This window comes from Microbacterium hydrocarbonoxydans (assembly GCF_023715885.1).
Lineage (GTDB): Bacteria > Actinomycetota > Actinomycetes > Actinomycetales > Microbacteriaceae > Microbacterium > Microbacterium hydrocarbonoxydans_C.
This window is the reverse complement of sequence record NZ_JAMBOY010000007.1, coordinates 25,453-43,507: the sequence shown is the minus strand read 5'-3', so window position 1 is coordinate 43,507 and position 18,055 is coordinate 25,453. Positions and strand designations below refer to the sequence as shown.

Below are 18,055 nucleotides of genomic sequence, written 5' to 3'. Positions count from 1 at the left end.
CTCAGCGCACCGCGCCCGCCGTGAGTCCGCCGACGAGCCAGCGCTGGAAGAACACCGCCGCCGCGAACACCGGGATCACGCCGATGAACGACGCCGCGGCGATCTTGCCGAAATGCGGCGTGCGGTCGCCGTAGAACAGCGACAGCGCGACGGGGAACGTCTGCGCGTCCACGCTCTGCGTCAGGAACGTCGCGAGCAGGAACTCGTTGTAGTTCAGGATCGCGACGATGATGCCGATCGCGACCAGGCTCGGCAGCAGCAGCGGCACGACGACCGACCACAGCATCCGTGCGGATCCCGCGCCGTCGATGCGCGCCGCCTCCTCGATCTCGACGGGCAGCCGACGGACGAACCCCTCCAGCAGCCATACCGCGACCGGCACGTTCACGAGCGCGTACACGAGGGTCAGACCGAGGAGGGTGTTGTTCAGGCCGATCACGCGCAGCAGCGTGAGGAGCGGCACCACCGCGACGATCGGCGGCAGCAGCCACGGGCTCATCAGCGTCGCGCCGAGCGTGCGACCGCCGGCGTTGTGCCGCACGATCGCCCAGGCGCCGGGCACCGCGAAGGCCAGCGAGATCAGAGCGCCTCCGACGGCCGCGAGCACCGAGTTGAGGATCGACCGGGGGATGTCGGTCGAGAGCACGTCGCCCCAGTTCGACCAGTGCGGGTCAGCGCTCCACAGCACCCCGGCGACGGTCTCGTCCCGCCCCATGAGCGACACCGAGAAGAGGTACAGCAGCGGCACGAGCGTCACGGCGAGCGCGACGAACAGCACCGTGCTCGCGACAGGACGGACGCGCACGCGACGCTCACTCATGACGGGCCTTCCGAGCGAGGGCCGCGACGACGAGCGTGACGGCCGTGACGATGACGGCGAAGACGATCGTGATGGCCGACGCCCGGCCGATGTCGAACTCCTTCAGCGCGACCTGCTGGATGAGATAGGTCGTCGTGGTCGACGCCTGACCCGGCCCGCCCGAGGTCATCACGAACACGAGGTCGAACACTTTGAGCGCGATGACGAGGCGGATGAAGAAGGCGGCCACGACCGTTCCGGCGATCGCGGGCCACGTGATGTGCCGGAAGAGGCGGATACCGTGCGCTCCGTCGAGCGAGGCCGCCTCGCGCACCGCGGGGTCCTGCGTCAGCAGTGCGGCGTAGACGAGGATGACGATTAGCGGCGTCCACTGCCACACATCGGCGAGGCCGATCGCGGGCAGCGCCCAGGCCGTCGTCGAGAGCGGAGCGAGCGAGACGTCGGGGAGCACGGTGGCGAGGAGACCGCCGCCCGGGTTGAACACGAGCTTCCAGAGAGTGCCGACGACCACGGGCGGAGTGATGAGCGGCAGCAGGAGCAGAGTGCGCACGACCGCTCCCGACCGTGTCGCCCGCTCCAGCGCGACGGCGATGGCCACCCCGAACCCGGCGCTCGCGACCGCGACGACGAGGGCGTAGCCGACCGTCCGCGCGAAGGAGGCGACGACGTCGGCGTCCGTCAGGATGCTCTCCAGGTTCGCCGTGCCCACCCACTCCTGGAAGGGCCGACCGAGGGTCGAGTCGCTGAAAGCCGCGGCGAGGATGAAGAGCAGCGGGTACGCCCCCAGCACGATGATCGACAGGATCGTCGGCGCGGTGAACAGGGCGGATGCCGACGCGCGCCGACTCGCCCGTCGCGGCGCGAGGCCGGACGGGCGGGCGGAACGCGGGAGCGCACGCGCGGCGAGGGTGTCAGCCAAGGATGTCTTCCCACTCGGCCTGCACGCGGTCGAGCGTCTCCTGCGCCGAGCCGCCGTCGCCCGCGATGAGCTTGGCGAGCTCGTCGGTGAGGATCTGGGCGGCCTGGGAGGCGTTCTCCCCGGTCGGCCAGGCGAGCGAGCCGCTGAGCGTCGTGCGGTTGACGCGCTGCAGGTCGGGGTAGGTCTCGCCGTAGGCGGCGCTCTCCAGCGACGACTCGCGGTTCGGGTCGATGCCGGTCTGCGGGTCGGCGACGATGAGTTCGGAGTTCACCTCGCTCGACGCGGCGTACTCGATGAACGCCTTCGCGAGGTCGGTCTTCTGCGTGTTCGCGGCGATCACCCACGTGAAGCCGGCGACGAGCGACGCCTTCGGCTCGGTGTTGTCGCCGCCCACCGGGAGGGTCGTGACGCCCCACTTGCCCGCGACCTTCGAGTCGGGGTTCGTCTCGGAGCCCACGCCCAGGTCGGTCCAGTTCTCGATGAAGCCGACCTTGCCGTCGTACCAGGCCCCGTTCCCGACGCCGAAGTCGGTCTCGGCGGGAGTCGGGAACGCGTAGGGCACGGCATCCACCAGCGCCTGCGCGGCCGCGACGGCCTCGGGCGAGTTGATGGTGGGCTTTCCGTCCTCGTCGACGAACTCGCCGCCGAAGCCGGCGAGGCGGTTCGCGAAAGCCGCGCCGAGGATCAGCGGCGACTTCTGGCCGAAGATCGCCGAGCCGTAGACGCCCTGGTCGCCCTCGTTCCCGGTGATGGTCTTCACGTCGGCGAGGTACTCGTCCCACGTGGTCGGCGGCTCGGTGATGCCGTTCCGCTCGAGGATCTCCGTGTTGTAGAACAGCACGTGCGTGTCGCCGTCGAACGGCAGGCCGTAGCGGCGGTCGCCGACGAGCGTGTACGGGTCGTTGATCGACGGGATGAAGTCGTCGGTCTCAAGCGACGGCGTCTCGTCGATCCAGTCCGTGAGGTCCTGGATCGAGCCGCCCTCCGCGAGGTCGCCGATCGACACATACCAGGGCGCCGCGACGTCGAAGGTGTTCGCGCCGGACTGCTGGTCGAGAGCGAGGGTCGAGCCGATCTCGTCGTAGGGCACGATCGTGAGGTTGACCTCGGCGCCCGTCTCCTCCTCGAAGTGCTCCTTCAGCCAGTTGCCCGCCCCCTCATGCGAGGTGATCAGCAGGGCGTTGAGCGACTGTCCGGAGAAGTCGCCGTCGTCATCCGAGCCACCCGCGTCCGGCGACGACGACGCGCAGCCGGCGATGGCGATGGTCGCGGCCGTGACACCGGCGACGCCGAGCAGCAGACGGCGAGCGCGGCGGCTCGGAAGAAGGGACATGAGGGCTCCTCAGGAATCGGGTTCGGGAAGCGGATCGGCGCTCACGCTAGGGAGGGACCGGCCGCCCGCGCACCGCCGCCGTAACACTTCGTCGCGGAGCGACCAGCAACGTCATCGTGCGCGCGGGCGACCGCACGGAATGGCTAGTGTCGCGGCATCCCTACCCTCCCGAGGAGCACCGTGCCCGGCCGCATCATCCTGAACGCATTCGACATGACCTGCGTGACCCACCAGGCGCCGGGGCTGTGGAGGCATCCCGACAATCAGGCCGACCGGTACCACGACCTCGATTACTGGGTCGACCTCGCGAAGACGCTGGAGCGCGGGACCTTCGACGCCCTCTTCATCGCCGACGTGCTCGGCACGTACGACGTCTATCGCGATTCCGCGGCCGCGGCGCTCGGGGATGCCGCGCAGGTGCCGCTCGGCGACCCGGTGGTGCAGATCTCCGCGATGGCGCACGCGACCGAACACCTCGGCTTCGGCGTCACGGTCGCCACCACCTACGAGCAGCCGTACGCCCTCGCGCGGCGATTCTCGACCCTCGACCACTTCACCCGCGGCCGTGTGGGTTGGAACGTCGTCACCAGCTACCTCGATTCAGCGGCGCGCAACCTCGGCCTCGACACGCAGATCGCCCACGACGACCGCTACGAGATCGCCGAGGAGTTCCTCGACGTCACCTACAAGCTGTGGGAGGGGTCGTGGGAGGACGGCGCGGTGCAGCGCGACCGCGAATCCGGCGTCTTCACCGACGCGTCGCGCGTGCATTCGATCGGACATGAGGGGCGCAACTACCGGGTGCCCGGCATCCACCTCGCCGAACCGAGTCCGCAGCGCACCCCGGTGATCTTCCAGGCGGGAGCGTCGCCACGGGGCCGCGAGTTCGCGGCCAGGCACGGCGAGGCGATCTTCATCAACGGTCTGCGACCCGAGGTCACCCGTCCCGTCACCGACGACATCCGCGCCCGCGCCGAGGCGCTCGGTCGTCCACGCGACTCGGTGTCGATCCTCACGCTCGCCACGGTCATCGTCGCCGCGACCGACGAGGAGGCGCAGGCCAAGCTCGACGACTACCGGCAGTACGTCTCACTCGAGGGCGCGCTCGCACTGTACGGCGGCTGGTCGGGTCTCGACCTGTCGCAGTTCGATCCCGACGTGCCGCTCACCTACGTCGACACGGACGCCGCGCGCTCCGCGCTCTCGATCTTCACCAAGGCCGATCCCGAGCGGCAGTGGACGCCCCGTGACATCGCCCACTACGTCGGCATCGGCGGGATCGGCCCCGTCATCGTCGGCAGTGCGCAGACCGTGGCCGACGAGTTGGAGCGGTGGGTCGAGGTCGGCGGCGTCGACGGCTTCAACCTCGCGTACGTCATCACCCCTGGCACGTTCGAGGACATCGTGGAGCACCTCGTCCCCGAGCTGCGCCGCCGCGGACGGGTCTGGGACGAGTACCCCGAGGGCACGCTGCGCGGACGCCTCCGCGGCGACGGCTCCCCCATCGTGCCGGACTGGCACCCCGCCCACGCGTACCGCGGCGCCTTCGCCGGCGCGGCGAGCGCCCTCGACGGCACGATCGGCGAGCCGCTCGACGGCTCCACCGACCTCGCCGACCTCGACGACCCCACCGCATTGACCGACCTCAACGAGAAGGAGGACGCCCGATGAGCGTCATCGCAGAGACCTCGAACCGCAGCCTCTGGAAAGGCACGGCGGATGCCGCGGAGCGCGCGCACTGGAGCGCCGTCGCCGAGCGCGTGGCCGCAGAGCTCGCGACGGACGCGCTGCAGCGCGACCGGGCGAATCAGGATCCGACGGCCGAGCTCGATCTGCTGCGGGATGCCGGCCTGGTGAACCTTCTCCAGCCCGCGGAGTTCGGCGGAGGCGGAGGGCACTGGGAGACTGCGTTCCTCGTCATCCGCATCCTGTCGCGGGTCGACGCGTCGGTCGCCCAGGTGCTCGCGTACCACTACATCAACTCGGGGAACATCGGCTTCGCCGCCGACCCGTCGGTGCAGGAGCAGTGGCACCGCAAGACGATCGCCGGCCGCTGGGTGTGGGGCGACTCGGTCAACCCGACCGACCCCGACCTCGCGCTCACGGCGGACGGCGACGGATACCGTCTCGACGGCCTCAAGCGGTTCTCCACCGGGGCGTCGGCAGGAGACGTCGTACTGGCGGCTGCGGCCGTTCGCGGCGGCGATCTCGACGGTACGGTGCAGCTCGTCGTTCTCGATCACGATCGCGACGGCATCCGCTACCTGGGCGACTGGGATGCTCTGGGGCAGCGCCTCTCGGCGAGCGGCTCGGTGCGGTTCGAGAACGTGCGGGTCGAGATCTCTGATGTCCTGGGCGAGCTCGGTGACGAGCCGTTCTCGACGCTCATCACCCCCGGTATCCAGCTCGCCTTCGGGAACCTCTATCTCGGCATCGCGGAGGGTGCGCTCGCCCGCGGCCTCGACATCGTTCGCGCGCGACCGCGCGCGTGGTTCCTCAGCCAGGCCGACACGTACCGGCAGGATCCGTTCGTGCAGCGCGTCGTCGGGGAGTTCGCCTCGCGCATCGCCGCGGTCGTGGCACTCGCGGATCGAGCCGGCAGCCTGTTCGACGAGGTCGTCGACGAAGGCGCGGCCGTCACGGCCGAGCGCCGCGGACAGCTCGCCATTGAGATCGCCAAGGTCAAGGTCGTGTCGACCGAGGTCGGGATCGAGGTCGCCGATCGCATCTTCGAGGTCACCGGATCGAGTTCGGCCCGTGCGGATGTCGGGCTGGACCTGTTCTGGCGGAACATCCGCACGCACTCGCTGCACGACCCGATCGACTACAAGAAGCTCGAGGTCGGTGCGTGGACGCTGAACGGCGAGCTGCAGCCGATCTCCCTCTACACCTGATGGGCACGCACGTGACGGAACGGAAGACGCGGCTGGATGCTGCGCGTGACCGCCTGCGCCCCCTCTTCGCGGAGATCGCGCAGGGCACCGTCGCGCGGGAGCAGAGCCGTTCGCTGCCGTTCGCCGAGGTCGAGGCGCTGCGCGAAGCCGGCTTCGGTCGTCTGCGCCTCCCGGTCGAGCTCGGCGGCGACGGGCTGGACTGGCCGTCGTTCGCGGAGATCCTGATCGAGCTCGCGGCGGCCGACTCCAACCTGCCGCAGATCTTCCGCGGTCACATCGCCTACGTCGAGCACGTGCTCGCTTCTCCCCCTGGTGCACGCCGCGACCTCTGGCTCGACCGTCTCGCGCGGGGAGAGCTGGTCGGGAACGCCTGGTCGGAGAACGGAGCGGCGGCCGTCGGCGCCAACGCCACCCGCGTCTCTCGCAGACCCGACGGCACCTGGCGGGTCGACGGTCGCAAGTTCTACACGACGGGCAGCATCTTCGCCGACTGGATCGACGCCACCGTCGACCTCGACGGCACCACCGTGACCGCGTTGATTCCGCGGCATCAGGGCGGCGTGTCGGTCTCCGACGACTGGGACGGCTTCGGCCAGCCGCTGACCGGCACCGGGACCGCCGTGTTCGACGACGCCTCGGTCGATGAGGGTGACGTCGAGCCGTTCACCGCACGGTTCCCGTTCCAGACCGCGGTGTACCAGCTCACCCTGCTCTCGGTTCTCGCGGGCATCGCCGCCGCCGTCGAGCGCGACACTGCGGCCCAGGTCCGGGCTCGGACCCGGGTGTACAGTCACGGCACGGCCGACCGTGTCGCCGACGACCCGCAGGTGCTCCAGATCGTCGGTGAGCTCACCGCGACGAGCGCGACGGCCAGGGCGCTCGTGCTCGATGTCGCCCGCGAGGTGCAGCACGCGGCCGACAGCCTCGGCACGCCGGAGGCGCAGGATGCCGTGGTCGCGGCGGAGCTGCGGTCGACCCACGCGCAGATCGTGCTCACCGACCTCGTCCCCCGTGCAGCGACCCGCCTCTTCGACACCCTCGGCGCATCCGCCGTGCGCTCGGGCACGGCGCTGGACCGGCACTGGCGCAACGCGCGCACGGTGTCGTCGCACAATCCGTGGATCTTCAAGGCGCGGCAGCTCGGCGACCACGCGGTCAACGGCCGGGTGCCGGACTTCGTCTGGGCGGTCGGGGCTGCGAAGGAGCACACGAACGCGCCGGCGCCTGCCTGAGCCCACGGAGGTCGTACGCCCGGATTCGCGCCGAGCACGACGGGCGTCTGCCATGCTGTCGTTCATGAGGACCGGGACCACTGTGGCGTGGAGCGTCGGCGTCGTCGCCGTGATCGCAGCGGTCGGCGTCGGTGCTGTGATGGTCGCGACGTCCGTCACATCGGGTGCAGCACCGTCCGGGGCTGTCGAATCGACGCCGAGTCCGACGCCGAGTCCGACTGCGCCTCTCGACGAAGAGGCCGCGATGATGGCGGAGCTGGGCGACGGCTACCAGTACCTGGGCCACGGCACGAGCATCCCGAAGAACGCGATCGCGGGGTGTCCCGAAGCCGGCTACATCTTCCTCGGCAGCGACGACGACGGGCCGCCGCACGCGGAGCACCTCGGGGCCGATCTCGTCGACCTCGGGCCGAGGGACTACGCGCAGGGCACAGTCGGCTTCGACGACCAGGGGCGGATCGCGACGTACACCGTCGCGCCGGGCGATGTGGAGACCGTGATCGGCGAGCGCTTCTGCATCTACAACGGCATAGCGCTCGGGATGCTGAACGGGTATCCGGGCGGCGACGCCATCCAGCCCGGCGACGTCATCACCCTGAACGCAGACCTCGTCACCGACTGGGTCAGCCCCTACCCCGAGGGCTGAGTTCCGCGCGGCCAGTCGTCGGTTCAGCGCTGCTCGCAGACCTCGCACGCGGCGCGCGAAGCCCGAGGATGATGCCCAGGATGCCGAGAAAGACCGTACCGGCGGCAGGTCCGTACAGCATCAGGCAGGACCCGATGTTCGGGGTCGGGGACGGCGACCAGACCAGAGTCAGACCGGTGACGTAGGCGATCGGAGTCCATACCAGCAGCCACGCCGGGGCCCAGCGCCACGGCGATGGGATGACTGCCGCGAGGCCGATGCTGACGACCGCGACGACGGCGACGACGGCGAGTAGGCCGAAATACGCCATGGCCGTCAGCGCCCATGCATCCTCCTCGGCGTGCGGATCCGATGTGTCGGGCACGAGACCGAACCAGAACGACTGCGTCAGCGGAGCGACGACCAGGAGAATCGTCGAGGTCGTGCCGACGATGCCCCGGTCGGTCACGCTGCCGGCGCGTCCCAGCCCGACAGCCGACACGATGCCCGCAGCGGCGAACAGCCAGTCCTTCGCCGGAGAGATCGCAGCCAGCGGCCCTCTCGCGACGACATAGACGAGCACGGACAGCAGGAGGAGGATGCCGCCGGCGACCCAGGTACGGCGGCGCGCGGATGCCGCCGCGATCTCAGCATCCGCGTTGTCGCTCATCCGCTCACGATAGCCGCCCGTCGTCGGCGCGGTGGTTCAGGTGGCCGCGCCGCTGTCGAGCAGCCAGTGGTACCGCATCATCAGCGCGCGGTCGGTCGCCCCGAGTGCGGCGGCCACACCGATCGCGAGATTCACCCACCACGGCAGATGGATCGGCGACTCGAACACTCCGATCGACTCGGCGATCAGCGGGATGCGCGAGAGCGGCTCGGCGAGCTGGAGCAGGTTCACTCCCAGACCGACGATCAGCGCGACGACAGCGGCCGCCCCGAGGGCACGGCTGGCGGCGGGATGCCGTCGAGACAGACGCAGTCGTCGCCCCTCGGCCGACGCGGGATCCGGTTGCAGCTGTCGCTCCGAGCCGTCGGACGAGACGAACACGCAGCGTCGCAACCCTGCCTCGCTGGTGCGCACCTCGATGACGCCGCCCGCCACGGGGAATCGAGCGGGCACCCGCGAGATCGCGGATCGGCAGCCGTCGAGGTAGAGGCTTGCCATGATCTCGCCGGTCTCGGGATCTCCCCCGTGCTTGACCTCGATCGTGTGCACGACCTGGCGACCCTCCACGGGAAGGCTGATCGACAGCACGGAACGCCGGAACATCTGCCACCATCGGAACGGGCGGAGGGGTCGCCCGTCCCCCGGCTTGATCCGAGTGCTCCATCTGACCATGTGCGACCATCTCCTCTCCTCGAGCGGACTTCACACGCTAGGCGAGCGCCTGCGGACGGCACATCAGTCGCGCGCAGGCGGCCGCTCATACTTTGGTCGGAGGGCCGACGACCACGGCACGAGGCACACACCGGAGTGCGACTCATAGGATCGGGATCATGGACGCGCCTGCCACTCCGCACGCTCGTGCACCTCGGAATCACGTCGTCGACGTCGTGCTGATCGTCTTCTCCGCCGCGCTCGGATACATCGCCGTCACGACCCTGGAGCGCCCGTTCGGCTGGCCCGCCTGGACCGGATCCGTCGAGCTCGCGCTCGGCCTGTGCGCGTGCCTGTCGCTGTGGTGGCGCCTGACCCATCCCGTCGCCGTCGCGACGGTCCTCCTCGTCGCGGGGACGTTCCTGTCGTCGGTGTCGGTCGCGCCTCTCTTCGCCCTGTATGCCGTGGCACTGCTCTGCTCGATCCGCGTCACCATCCTGTTCTGCGCGCTGAACCTCGTATCGGTCGCCGGTCCACTGCTTCTCCGACCGGAATTCCATGCCTCCCCGCTGCTGTTGCTGAGCGCGCACGTCGTCGGGGTGATCGCCGCGACCGCCTTCGGTCTCGTCATCCGGAGTCGGCGCGCTCTTGTGCAGTCTCTGCGCGAACGCGCGGTCGCCGCAGAAACCGAGGCCGCACTCCGGGCGTCGCAGGCGGAGCACGAGGCTCGCGAGGAGCTCGCGAGGGAGATGCACGACGTCCTCGGACACCGCCTGTCTCTCCTCAGCATCCAGGCCGGCGCTCTCGGCTACAACGCCTCGATGTCGTCCGCCGAGAGCGCACAGGTCGTCGAGGAGATCCGACGCAACTCGCGCGCTGCGCTGCAGGATCTCCGCGAGGTGCTGCATGTGCTCCGCTCCCCGCAGGCCGACGTACCCCTCCCCGGCGCCGCCGACATCCCCACCCTCGTCCGCGAAGCCTTCCCCGTCGGCGGCTCCATCACGCTGTCCGATGAGAACGGCCTGACCTCGGTGGACAGCGGTGTCCCCGCTCTGCTCGGCCGGACGCTGTATCGCTTCGTGCAGGAGGGACTCACGAATGTCCGCAGGCACGCGGCCGGAGCAGATACCGTGGTGTCGATCACCGGGCGTGCGGGGAGCGACATCCGCGCGGAGATCCGAGATACGGGCGCGGGAGCGCCGGCTCCGCAGGCGGCGAGTGGAACCGGTTCGGGTCTGCGTGGTCTCGCCGAACGCGCGGCCCTCGTGGGCGGCGAAATCTCTCACGGTCCGACCGACGACGGCGGCTGGCGATTGGCGATGAAACTACCGTGGCTCGCATGACCCGTGATGTCGGCATCCGCGTGCTCATCGTCGACGACGACCCCGTCGTGCGGTTCGGACTGGCGATGATGCTCCGCGCGGCATCCGACCTCCATGTCGCCGGTGAGGCGTCCACCGGGCTGGAGGCGCTCGACCGCGTCGACGAGCTCCACCCCGACGTCGTGCTGATGGACGTGCGGATGCCGGGGATGGACGGCCTGACCGCCACCGAGCACCTCCTGTCGCGACCCGATCCGCCCGGGATCATCGTGCTGACGACCTTCGACGCCGATGACACCGTTCTGCGCGCGCTGCGCGCCGGTGCCGCCGGGTTCCTCCTGAAGGACACGCCGCCGCACGAGCTGGTCGGCGCCGTGCGCGCCGTCGCGTCGGGCAGTCACACGCTCTCGGCCGACGTGACCCGCCGACTCATCGACCTCGCCGACACCGCACACGGCAGGCCTCGGCGCGCGGCGGCGCGCGAACGACTCGGCGTACTCGCCCCGCGCGAACTGGAGGTGGCGAAGGAGGTGGGCGCCGGTCTGTCGAACGCGCAGATCGCCGGCCGGCACCACATCAGCCTCCCCACCGTCAAGACGCACGTCTCGTCGATCCTGACGAAGCTCGGCGTCGCCAGCAGGGTGCAGGTCGCACTTCTCGTGCAGGATGCCGAGCTCGACGACGACTAGCTCTCGCGCTCAGGAAGGGCACCCGTGCGAGACGGGTGCCCTTCCTGCTTTCGGTCGCGGAGCTACTCGGTGGGCAGTGCGCAGGTCGCACCCTCGGCGGGCACCTCGAGATCGATGAGGTACTTCTCCACGATGTCGTTCACGCAGTCGCTGCGCCCCAGGAGGTACGCGGCGTGCTGGTTCCCCTCCACCGTCAGCAGGCTGCCGCCCAGCGCCTCCGCCATCGCGACTCCCCCGGAGTGCGGTGTCGCCGGGTCACCGGTGACCGAGACCGTGAGGGTCATGGGGATGTCGCCCTCCGGCACCTCCAACCAGGGATCGCCGCGGGTCGGAGGCTCCGGCCAGGACGCGCATTCGTGGTGGTACTCGACGTCCGCCTCGCTCAGATCGAGCAAGGGCGCGACCTCCGCGATCCGTTCCGCGAGCGCCGTCTGCTCCTCCGGCGTGCGCGCCGGCGCGTCCATGCACCGGATCGCGACGTTCGCGTCGGGATCGGTGCCGTAGACGCCGTCGGCGCCCCGCTCGAAGTAGCGGTCGCGCAGCAGAGTCAGCGTCGCCCCGCTTCCCGCCTCGACCTCGGCGAGGCCCGCTATCACCAGCGGCCAGTCCGCCTCGGCGTAGAGTCCGGAGGTGACCGCGGCCAGCGCGTCGTAGAGGCCCAGTTCTCGGCCGTCGCCGGTCGGCACCGGGGCGTCGGCCAGAGGGCGGATGATGTCGTGCAGCCGATCTGTCGCCTCCTCCGGCTCTGTGCCGAGCGGACAGTCGCTCGCCTCCGCGCACTGCGCGGCCAGCTTGTCGAAGGCCGCCTGGAAACCGGCGAACTGCGAGACGCGGAAGTCGGAGGAGGTCAGCGTCGGATCGACCGCCCCGTCGAGGACGATCGCGCGGACGTTCTCGGGGAACGTGGTCGCGTACATCGCGGCGATCTCCGACCCATAGCTGTACCCGAGGAACGACAGCTTCTCGTCGCCCAGCGCGGCGCGCATGATGTCCATGTCCTGCACGACGTTCGTCGAGCCGACGCTGGTGAGGGCCGCTTCGCCGCCTGAGGCGTCGATGCACCGCTGCGCGGCCTCGTCGGCCTCCTCCTTCGACGTCAGTGTGTAGACCGCGCCGCCGACGAAGCCCTCACCCCGGTCGTACTCCGCATCGGAGAAGCAGTCCACCTTCGGCGTGGACGCTCCCACGCCGCGCGGGTCGAACCCGACGATGTCGAAGTTCTCGAGCAGAGGGTTGGTCTGCCAGGCGGGCTCCAGCCGGGCGATGAACGTGTTGCCGGAGACCGCGGGCCCTCCGGGGTTCACGAGCAGCGAGCCCGTGCGCTCGCCCTTCGCCGGCACACGCAGCACGGCGATCTCGGCCGTGTCGCCGTCGGCGTCGCTGTAGTCCAGCGGAACCTCCACCGTCGCGCACTCGACGTTCGGGTTCGCGTACAGGACCGCGTTCTCCTGCGTCGTCGCGAACGGATCGCACGCACCCCACTCGATGTCCTGGTCGTGGAACTGACCGAGGTCGGCGGCGGGCGGATCGTCGGGCGGAGCGGTCGTCGGGGTACAGGCGGTCACGACGAGGAGAGCGGCCACGAGAGCGAGGCCGCCGACCATCGTGCCCCGCCACCGGGGCTTCTGTAGGAATGACATACCGCCACGCTAGGAAGACCGCGCGGCGGCCGAATCGGGGCGAAGTCGGGTCGGGGGCATCCGAAGTATGATCCGGCAGGGTCGATCGACGGAGGCTCGACGAGCCGCCCCCGCGTCTCACACGGAAGCACGCCCCTCGAGGATCGCCTGCTCGTCGAGTCCTCGTCCTCCGCGGAAGCGGGCGGCGGGATGCGTCTCGGCGACACGCGGCCCGGCGCCGTGCACGCGCTCGCGCAGCGTTTCCCCCGGCGTGTACGCGTCGCGCAGCCGACCGCGGCGCCGCAGCTCGGGCACCGCGTAGTCGATGAAGTCGCGAGCCGTGTCGTACGAGTGGTACTGCACGAGGTTGATGCCGTCGATGTCGTGCTCGTCGAGCCACGACTCGATCTCGTCGGCCACGTCGGTCGGCGACCCCACGGCCATGAAGGGCTTCCGGTGGAACCCCTTCATCGTGGCGAGGAACTCGCCGATCGTCTGCTCCTGCGGCAGGAACGCCGCCGTGAGGTCGTCGGCCCGCCCCTCACGGCGCAGCGCCTCGCCGAGTGTGAGGTCGGCGGGGTGCGCGGTCGGGTCGAACGGCAGACTCGCGTGCGCGAGCACCCCGTCGATGCTCGCGTACCGCTCGTACTCCGCGAGCTTCGCCTCCGCCTCCTCGCGGGTGGGCGCGACGATCACGGTCGCGCCCACGACGAACTTGATGTCGTCGCGCGCGCGACCTTGCCGCTCGAGCTCGTCGCTGATCTTCGCGATCGTGCCGCTCACCTGCTCGAAAGAGCGCCCACCGGTGAAGATCAGCTCCGCGTGGCGGCCGGCGAACTCGATTCCCCTCGACGACTGCGTCGCCTGGATGAGGAAGGGCGTGCGCTGACGGGACGGAGAGGAGAGGTGCGGTCCGGCGACGGAGTATCTCGGACCTCGGTGGTTGATGTACCGGATCTTCTCGGGATCGGCGAACACCCCGTTCTCCCGATCCTCGACGATCGCGTCGTCGTCCCACGAGCCCTCCCACAGCTTGTAGAGCACCTCGAGGTACTCGTCGGCGATCTCGTAGCGGGTGTCGTGGTCGACCTCGCCGTCGAGTCCGAAGTTGCGGGCGGCGTTGGGAAGGTACGAGGTCACGATGTTCCACCCCACCCGACCCTTGGTGAGGTGGTCGAGGGTCGACATGCGGCGCGCGAACGCGAAGGGCGGTTCGTAGGTGGTCGAGAATGTGATGCCGAACCCGAGGTGTTGCGTCACGGCGGCCATCGCCGGCACGACGAGCATCGGGTCGTTGCTCGGGATCTGGAGGCCCTCGCGGATCGCCGTCTCCGGCCCGCCGCGGAACACGTCGTAGGCGCCGATCACGTCGGCGAGGAACACGGCATCGAAGCCGCCGGCCTCGAGCAGCTGCGCGAGCTCGGTCCAATATTCGATGTCTGTGAACTGCGTCCGTCGATTGCCAGGAAGCCGCCAGAGTCCGTGGGTGATGTGGCTGACGCAGTTCATCTCGAACAGGTTGAGGATGAGGCGCTTGGGTTCGGACATGACGGGGCTCCTTCCGTGACGCACACGCGCCACCGCCGATCGTCCCGCATGAGCGCGGAGCGACGGCATCCGATGGCGCTGCATGAGGCCGCATGACGCCGCGTGACGTCGCACGGCGCCCCGTGACACGAGGGATGTGAGCCGCCGCCCGGCTCGGGATGATCGCACCAACGCGGCGTCCATCGACCGCCGCGTCGACACCCGACGAAAGGCCCCGAGCCCCATGAACGCCTCCAGGACCCGCCGAGCACTGGCCGCGACCGCGGCCTCGGCCGTGGTCGCCCTCGCCCTGTCCGCCTGCAGCGGCGGCGCCGTCGCACAGCCCGCCGCCGACGCCGAACGCGTCGACGGCGGCACCATCGTCTACGCGCACCAGCAGGAACCTCAGTGCCTCTTCGGCGGCTGGATCGAGCAGGCGTACATCTCGTACCAGTTCCTCGACAGCCTGTTCTCCCTCACCGAGGACGGCGAGGTCGTGCCGTGGCTCGCAAAGGACTGGGCCGAGAGCGACGACGGTCTGACCTACACGCTCACCCTCAAGGAGGGGGTCGAGTTCACCGACGGCACCCCGGTGGATGCCGAGGCCGTGGCGTACAACTTCGACTACTGGGTCGACGGCGGCAACAGCACCGCGGCCGTGTGGCTCGGCGGATACTACGAGTCGGCCGAGGCCGTCGACGACCTCACGGTCGCCGTGCACCTCTCCCGCCCCTACACGCGCTTCGTCGAGAACCTCACGCAGGGGTACTTCGGCATCCAGTCGCAGCACGCGCTCGAGACCCGCACCGAGGAGGAGAACTGCGAGCAGCCGATCGGCTCCGGAGCGTTCGTGGTCGAGAAGTGGAATCGCGGCGAGAACGTCGTCCTCGTGCGCAACGACGACTACACCTCGTGGCCGGAGAACGCGAAGCACACGGGTCCGGCATACGTCGAGAAGGTGGACTGGCGGTTCGTCGCCGACGGAGTCACCCGCGTCTCGGCGCTGCGCTCCGGCGAGGCCGATGCGATCTACGACATCCCCGCGATCGAGTGGGAGGGCATCGAGAACGAGCAGTACGAGCTGCACAAGTACGTGACACCGGGCCGCCCGCAGCAGATCTCCTTCAACACGACGCGCGCGCCCTTCGCCGACGAGAACCTCCGTAAGGCCTTCATCTTCAGCCTCGACCGCGAGAGCATCGTCGACACGATCGGCCACGGCGTGATCCCGTTCGAGGGCAACGGCGGGGTGAGCAGAGCGACGCCGGCGTACAGCGAGAAGGCCGCCGACTGGTACGCGCACGACGCCGACGAGGCGAACAGGCTGCTCGACGAGGCCGGGTGGACCGAGCGCGACGACGACGGCTACCGGGTCAAGGACGGGGAGACCCTCGAGGTCGTCTTCCCGTACAACGCCGGCACGATCATCAACGCCGACGGCGCGTCCATCTTCCAGGCCGTGCAGGAGCAGGCGAAGGCGACGGGGTTCAAGGTCGACCTCATCCCGGTGCCGCCCTCCGAGACATGGGCGGGGACCTACGCCGGTCGCGACGCCTACGACATCTCGGCCGGGTACTGGACCTCGGTGAACGCCGGCATCCTCTACATCAACTGGCGCCCGAGCACGGAGGACGACCCCAACTTCGCCAATAGCGCCTTCTACGACGATCCCGCGCTCGAGGCGATCATCCTCGCGGCGAACTCCGAGCCGGATGCCGCGGCACAGGACGCCCTGTATCAGCAGGCTCAGGAGTACATCGCCGAGCACGCGCTGTCGTTCGGCCTGTACGACCGGCTGAGCACCCTCGGCGTGAACCCGCACCTGCGCGACGTCTGGCAGGAGCACGCACAGGGAGGACCGACGTTCTATGACGCGTACTTCGTCGAGTGAGGCCCGTCCGGCCGAGCGGATCGTCTTCGGTCGAGCGGCGGCCCCAGGGCGGACGCTGCGCCGCCTCCGCCGCCTGGCGTCGAGCCTGATCGGCGCCCTGGTCGTGCTGTGGGGTGCGGCCACCGCCGCGTTCCTCGCGCAGACCGCACTGCCCGGGGACCGGGCGACCGCGATCCTCAACATCCGCACCGGCCAGGCGCAGGAGCGCACTCCGGCGGAGCTGGCACCGATCGTCGACGCCTACGGGCTCGACCATCCGCTGGTCGTGCAGTATCTGGACTACATCGGCGGGCTGCTGCGCGGCGACCTCGGCACGTCGTACCAGCAGTTCCGGCCGGTGTGGGATCTCATCGGCGAGCAGCTGGGATCGACGCTCGTGCTCACGGTCACCGGCATCCTGCTCGCGTGGGTGCTGATGGTCGTGTGGGTGACGGTCACCGCGGGTCGCGGCCCGCGGGTCCGCGCGCTGGGCTCGGCGGTCGACACGGTCGCCGCCGCGCTGCCGCCGTACTGGCTCGGCATCCTCCTCCTGCTGGTCTTCGCGCTCACGCTGCGCTGGTTCCCGGTGATGGGCGGCAGCGGGGTCAACGGCATCGTCCTCCCCGCGCTCACGCTGGCGATCCCGCTCGCGGGGTTCATGGGCCAGTCCGTCCGCGCCGAGTACGAGCGGGCGCTCGACCAGCCGTTCGTGCTCAGTGCGCGGATGCGGGGCATGGGCGATCTCGGCATCCGCCTGCGTCATGTGCTGCGGCACGGCTCGATCCCCGCCGTCACACTAACGGGATGGGCGCTCGGCGCGACCGTCTCCGGCGCCGTGATCGTCGAGCAGATCTACTCGCGTCCGGGCATCGGCAAGACCCTCGTCGCCGCGGTCGGCGCGCAGGACCTGCCGGTCGTCACCGGCATCGTCGTGCTCGTCGCCGTCCTCTACGTCGTCGCCAATCTCCTGGTCGACGTCGTCTACACGCTCATCGACCCGAGGCTGAAGACGTCATGACCACCACGCCCCTCTCGCCCTCCCGCGTTCCCGTCACGACGCAGCCCCGCACTCGTCGCCGCCGTCGGGTGAACTGGTCGCTACTCGTCTCGATCGTGTTCGCCGTGCTGTTCGCGATCGCGGCGCTCGCCCCGGGCATGCTGGCCACCCACAGCCCGACGGCGCAGAGCTTCGCCGACGCCCTGCAGGCTCCGTCGCTCGCGCACTGGTTCGGAACCGACGAAGCGGGGCGCGATCTGTACAGCCGCGTCGTGCACGGCACCAGGGAGTCGCTCCTGATCGGCATCGGCGCGGCCGGGATCGCCCTCGTCGCCGCGCTCGTGCTCGGCTCGCTCGCCGCGCTCGGCGATCGCGTCACCGCGGCGATCGTGAACCGCGGGATCGAGGTCGTCTTCGCCTTCCCGAACCTCCTGCTCGCCCTGCTGCTCGTGTCGATCCTCGGCCCCTCGCCCTGGACCCAGGTCGTCGCCGTCGGGGTCAGCACTGCTCCGGGATACGCGCGAATGGTGCGCGGCCAGATCCTGTCGGCCAAGAACGCGGGCTACGTCGAGGCCGCCCGGGCACTCGGCCACGGGTGGTGGCGGATCTTCGGTCGTCACGTGCTGCCGAACGCGATCCGGCCGCTCGTCGCCGTGTTCACCATGGCGATCGGCCAGTCGATCGTCTGGGCCTCCGGACTCTCGTTCCTGGGACTCGGCGTCGCGCCGCCCTCCTCGGAATGGGGCGCGCTGCTCGACGCCGGACGGGCCAACATTTTGCAGGCGCCGTGGCTCACCTTCATCCCCGGTCTCGTCATCCTCGTGCTCGCGCTGACGGCGACGACGATCGGCAAGCACATCCAGAACAGCCTCGAGAAGGGACGCTGA

At 69.9% G+C, this 18,055-nt stretch carries 16 protein-coding genes; 9 read left to right on the top strand and 7 right to left on the bottom strand.

Annotated features, from left to right (window positions below; translation table 11 throughout):
- Nucleotide 1: 1 nt before the first annotated feature.
- Genes M3195_RS15710 through M3195_RS15700 form a run of 3 tightly spaced genes read right to left on the bottom strand, consistent with a single transcriptional unit; the run spans nt 2 to nt 3,072 of the window.
- A complete protein-coding gene (locus M3195_RS15710; protein ID WP_251588959.1) occupies nt 2–820 on the bottom strand; it encodes a carbohydrate ABC transporter permease in 819 nt (272 codons plus the stop codon).
- On the bottom strand, nt 813–1,739 hold the full coding sequence (locus M3195_RS15705) for a carbohydrate ABC transporter permease (protein WP_251588957.1): 927 nt from the start codon (nt 1,737–1,739) through the stop codon (nt 813–815). Before M3195_RS15705 ends, M3195_RS15710 begins: the two co-directional genes overlap by 8 nt.
- Complete coding sequence (locus M3195_RS15700; protein ID WP_251588956.1) at nt 1,732–3,072, bottom strand: ABC transporter substrate-binding protein; 1,341 nt, start codon at nt 3,070–3,072, stop codon at nt 1,732–1,734. The genes M3195_RS15705 and M3195_RS15700 overlap by 8 nt, the downstream gene beginning before the upstream one ends.
- A gap of 180 nt (nt 3,073–3,252) precedes the next feature.
- Between M3195_RS15700 and M3195_RS15695 the strand changes: the two genes are divergently transcribed.
- From M3195_RS15695 to M3195_RS15680, 4 genes are all read left to right on the top strand, one after another.
- Nucleotides 3,253–4,743 (top strand): LLM class flavin-dependent oxidoreductase, encoded by a 1,491-nt coding sequence (locus tag M3195_RS15695; protein ID WP_251588955.1) that lies wholly within the window; start codon nt 3,253–3,255, stop codon nt 4,741–4,743.
- Complete coding sequence (locus M3195_RS15690) at nt 4,740–5,966, top strand: acyl-CoA dehydrogenase family protein (RefSeq protein WP_251588954.1); 1,227 nt, start codon at nt 4,740–4,742, stop codon at nt 5,964–5,966. The genes M3195_RS15695 and M3195_RS15690 overlap by 4 nt, the downstream gene beginning before the upstream one ends.
- Before the next feature lie 11 nt (nt 5,967–5,977).
- On the top strand, nt 5,978–7,198 hold the full coding sequence (locus M3195_RS15685; protein WP_251588953.1) for an acyl-CoA dehydrogenase family protein: 1,221 nt from the start codon (nt 5,978–5,980) through the stop codon (nt 7,196–7,198).
- A 64-nt stretch (nt 7,199–7,262) separates the two neighbouring features.
- Nucleotides 7,263–7,844 (top strand): hypothetical protein, encoded by a 582-nt coding sequence (locus M3195_RS15680; RefSeq protein ID WP_251588952.1) that lies wholly within the window; start codon nt 7,263–7,265, stop codon nt 7,842–7,844.
- On the opposite strand, the gene M3195_RS15675 is transcribed toward M3195_RS15680, so the two are convergent.
- Both M3195_RS15675 and M3195_RS15670 read right to left on the bottom strand, forming a co-directional pair.
- Nucleotides 7,822–8,493: a hypothetical protein gene (locus M3195_RS15675; protein ID WP_251588951.1), complete on the bottom strand. Its 672-nt coding sequence runs from the start codon at nt 8,491–8,493 to the stop codon at nt 7,822–7,824. The genes M3195_RS15680 and M3195_RS15675 overlap by 23 nt on opposite strands.
- Nucleotides 8,494–8,529: 36 nt before the next feature.
- Nucleotides 8,530–9,096, bottom strand: a complete 567-nt coding sequence (locus M3195_RS15670; protein WP_251588950.1) for a hypothetical protein — start codon at nt 9,094–9,096, stop codon at nt 8,530–8,532.
- A 227-nt stretch (nt 9,097–9,323) separates the two neighbouring features.
- On the opposite strand from M3195_RS15670, the gene M3195_RS15665 reads away from it, so the two are divergent.
- The gene (locus M3195_RS15665; RefSeq protein ID WP_251588949.1) at nt 9,324–10,487 is read left to right on the top strand and encodes a histidine kinase; all 1,164 of its coding nucleotides are present in this window, start codon (nt 9,324–9,326) and stop codon (nt 10,485–10,487) included.
- On the top strand, nt 10,484–11,155 hold the full coding sequence (locus M3195_RS15660) for a response regulator transcription factor (RefSeq protein WP_251588948.1): 672 nt from the start codon (nt 10,484–10,486) through the stop codon (nt 11,153–11,155). Before M3195_RS15665 ends, M3195_RS15660 begins: the two co-directional genes overlap by 4 nt.
- A gap of 62 nt (nt 11,156–11,217) precedes the next feature.
- On the opposite strand, the gene M3195_RS15655 is transcribed toward M3195_RS15660, so the two are convergent.
- Nucleotides 11,218–12,795 carry an alpha/beta hydrolase gene (locus M3195_RS15655; protein ID WP_251588947.1) on the bottom strand — a complete coding sequence of 526 codons (1,578 nt, stop codon included), beginning with the start codon at nt 12,793–12,795 and terminating at the stop codon, nt 11,218–11,220.
- Between the two features lie 117 nt (nt 12,796–12,912).
- Nucleotides 12,913–14,322, bottom strand: coding sequence for an LLM class flavin-dependent oxidoreductase (locus M3195_RS15650; protein WP_251588946.1), 1,410 nt, complete (start codon nt 14,320–14,322; stop codon nt 12,913–12,915).
- A gap of 223 nt (nt 14,323–14,545) precedes the next feature.
- On the opposite strand from M3195_RS15650, the gene M3195_RS15645 reads away from it, so the two are divergent.
- From M3195_RS15645 to M3195_RS15635, 3 genes are read left to right on the top strand one after another with little or no spacing between them, the layout of a single operon-like run.
- Nucleotides 14,546–16,192, top strand: coding sequence for an ABC transporter substrate-binding protein (locus M3195_RS15645; RefSeq protein ID WP_251588945.1), 1,647 nt, complete (start codon nt 14,546–14,548; stop codon nt 16,190–16,192).
- On the top strand, nt 16,170–17,189 hold the full coding sequence (locus M3195_RS15640) for an ABC transporter permease (RefSeq protein WP_251588944.1): 1,020 nt from the start codon (nt 16,170–16,172) through the stop codon (nt 17,187–17,189). The genes M3195_RS15645 and M3195_RS15640 overlap by 23 nt, the downstream gene beginning before the upstream one ends.
- Nucleotides 17,186–18,055: an ABC transporter permease gene (locus M3195_RS15635; protein WP_251588943.1), complete on the top strand. Its 870-nt coding sequence runs from the start codon at nt 17,186–17,188 to the stop codon at nt 18,053–18,055. The genes M3195_RS15640 and M3195_RS15635 overlap by 4 nt, the downstream gene beginning before the upstream one ends.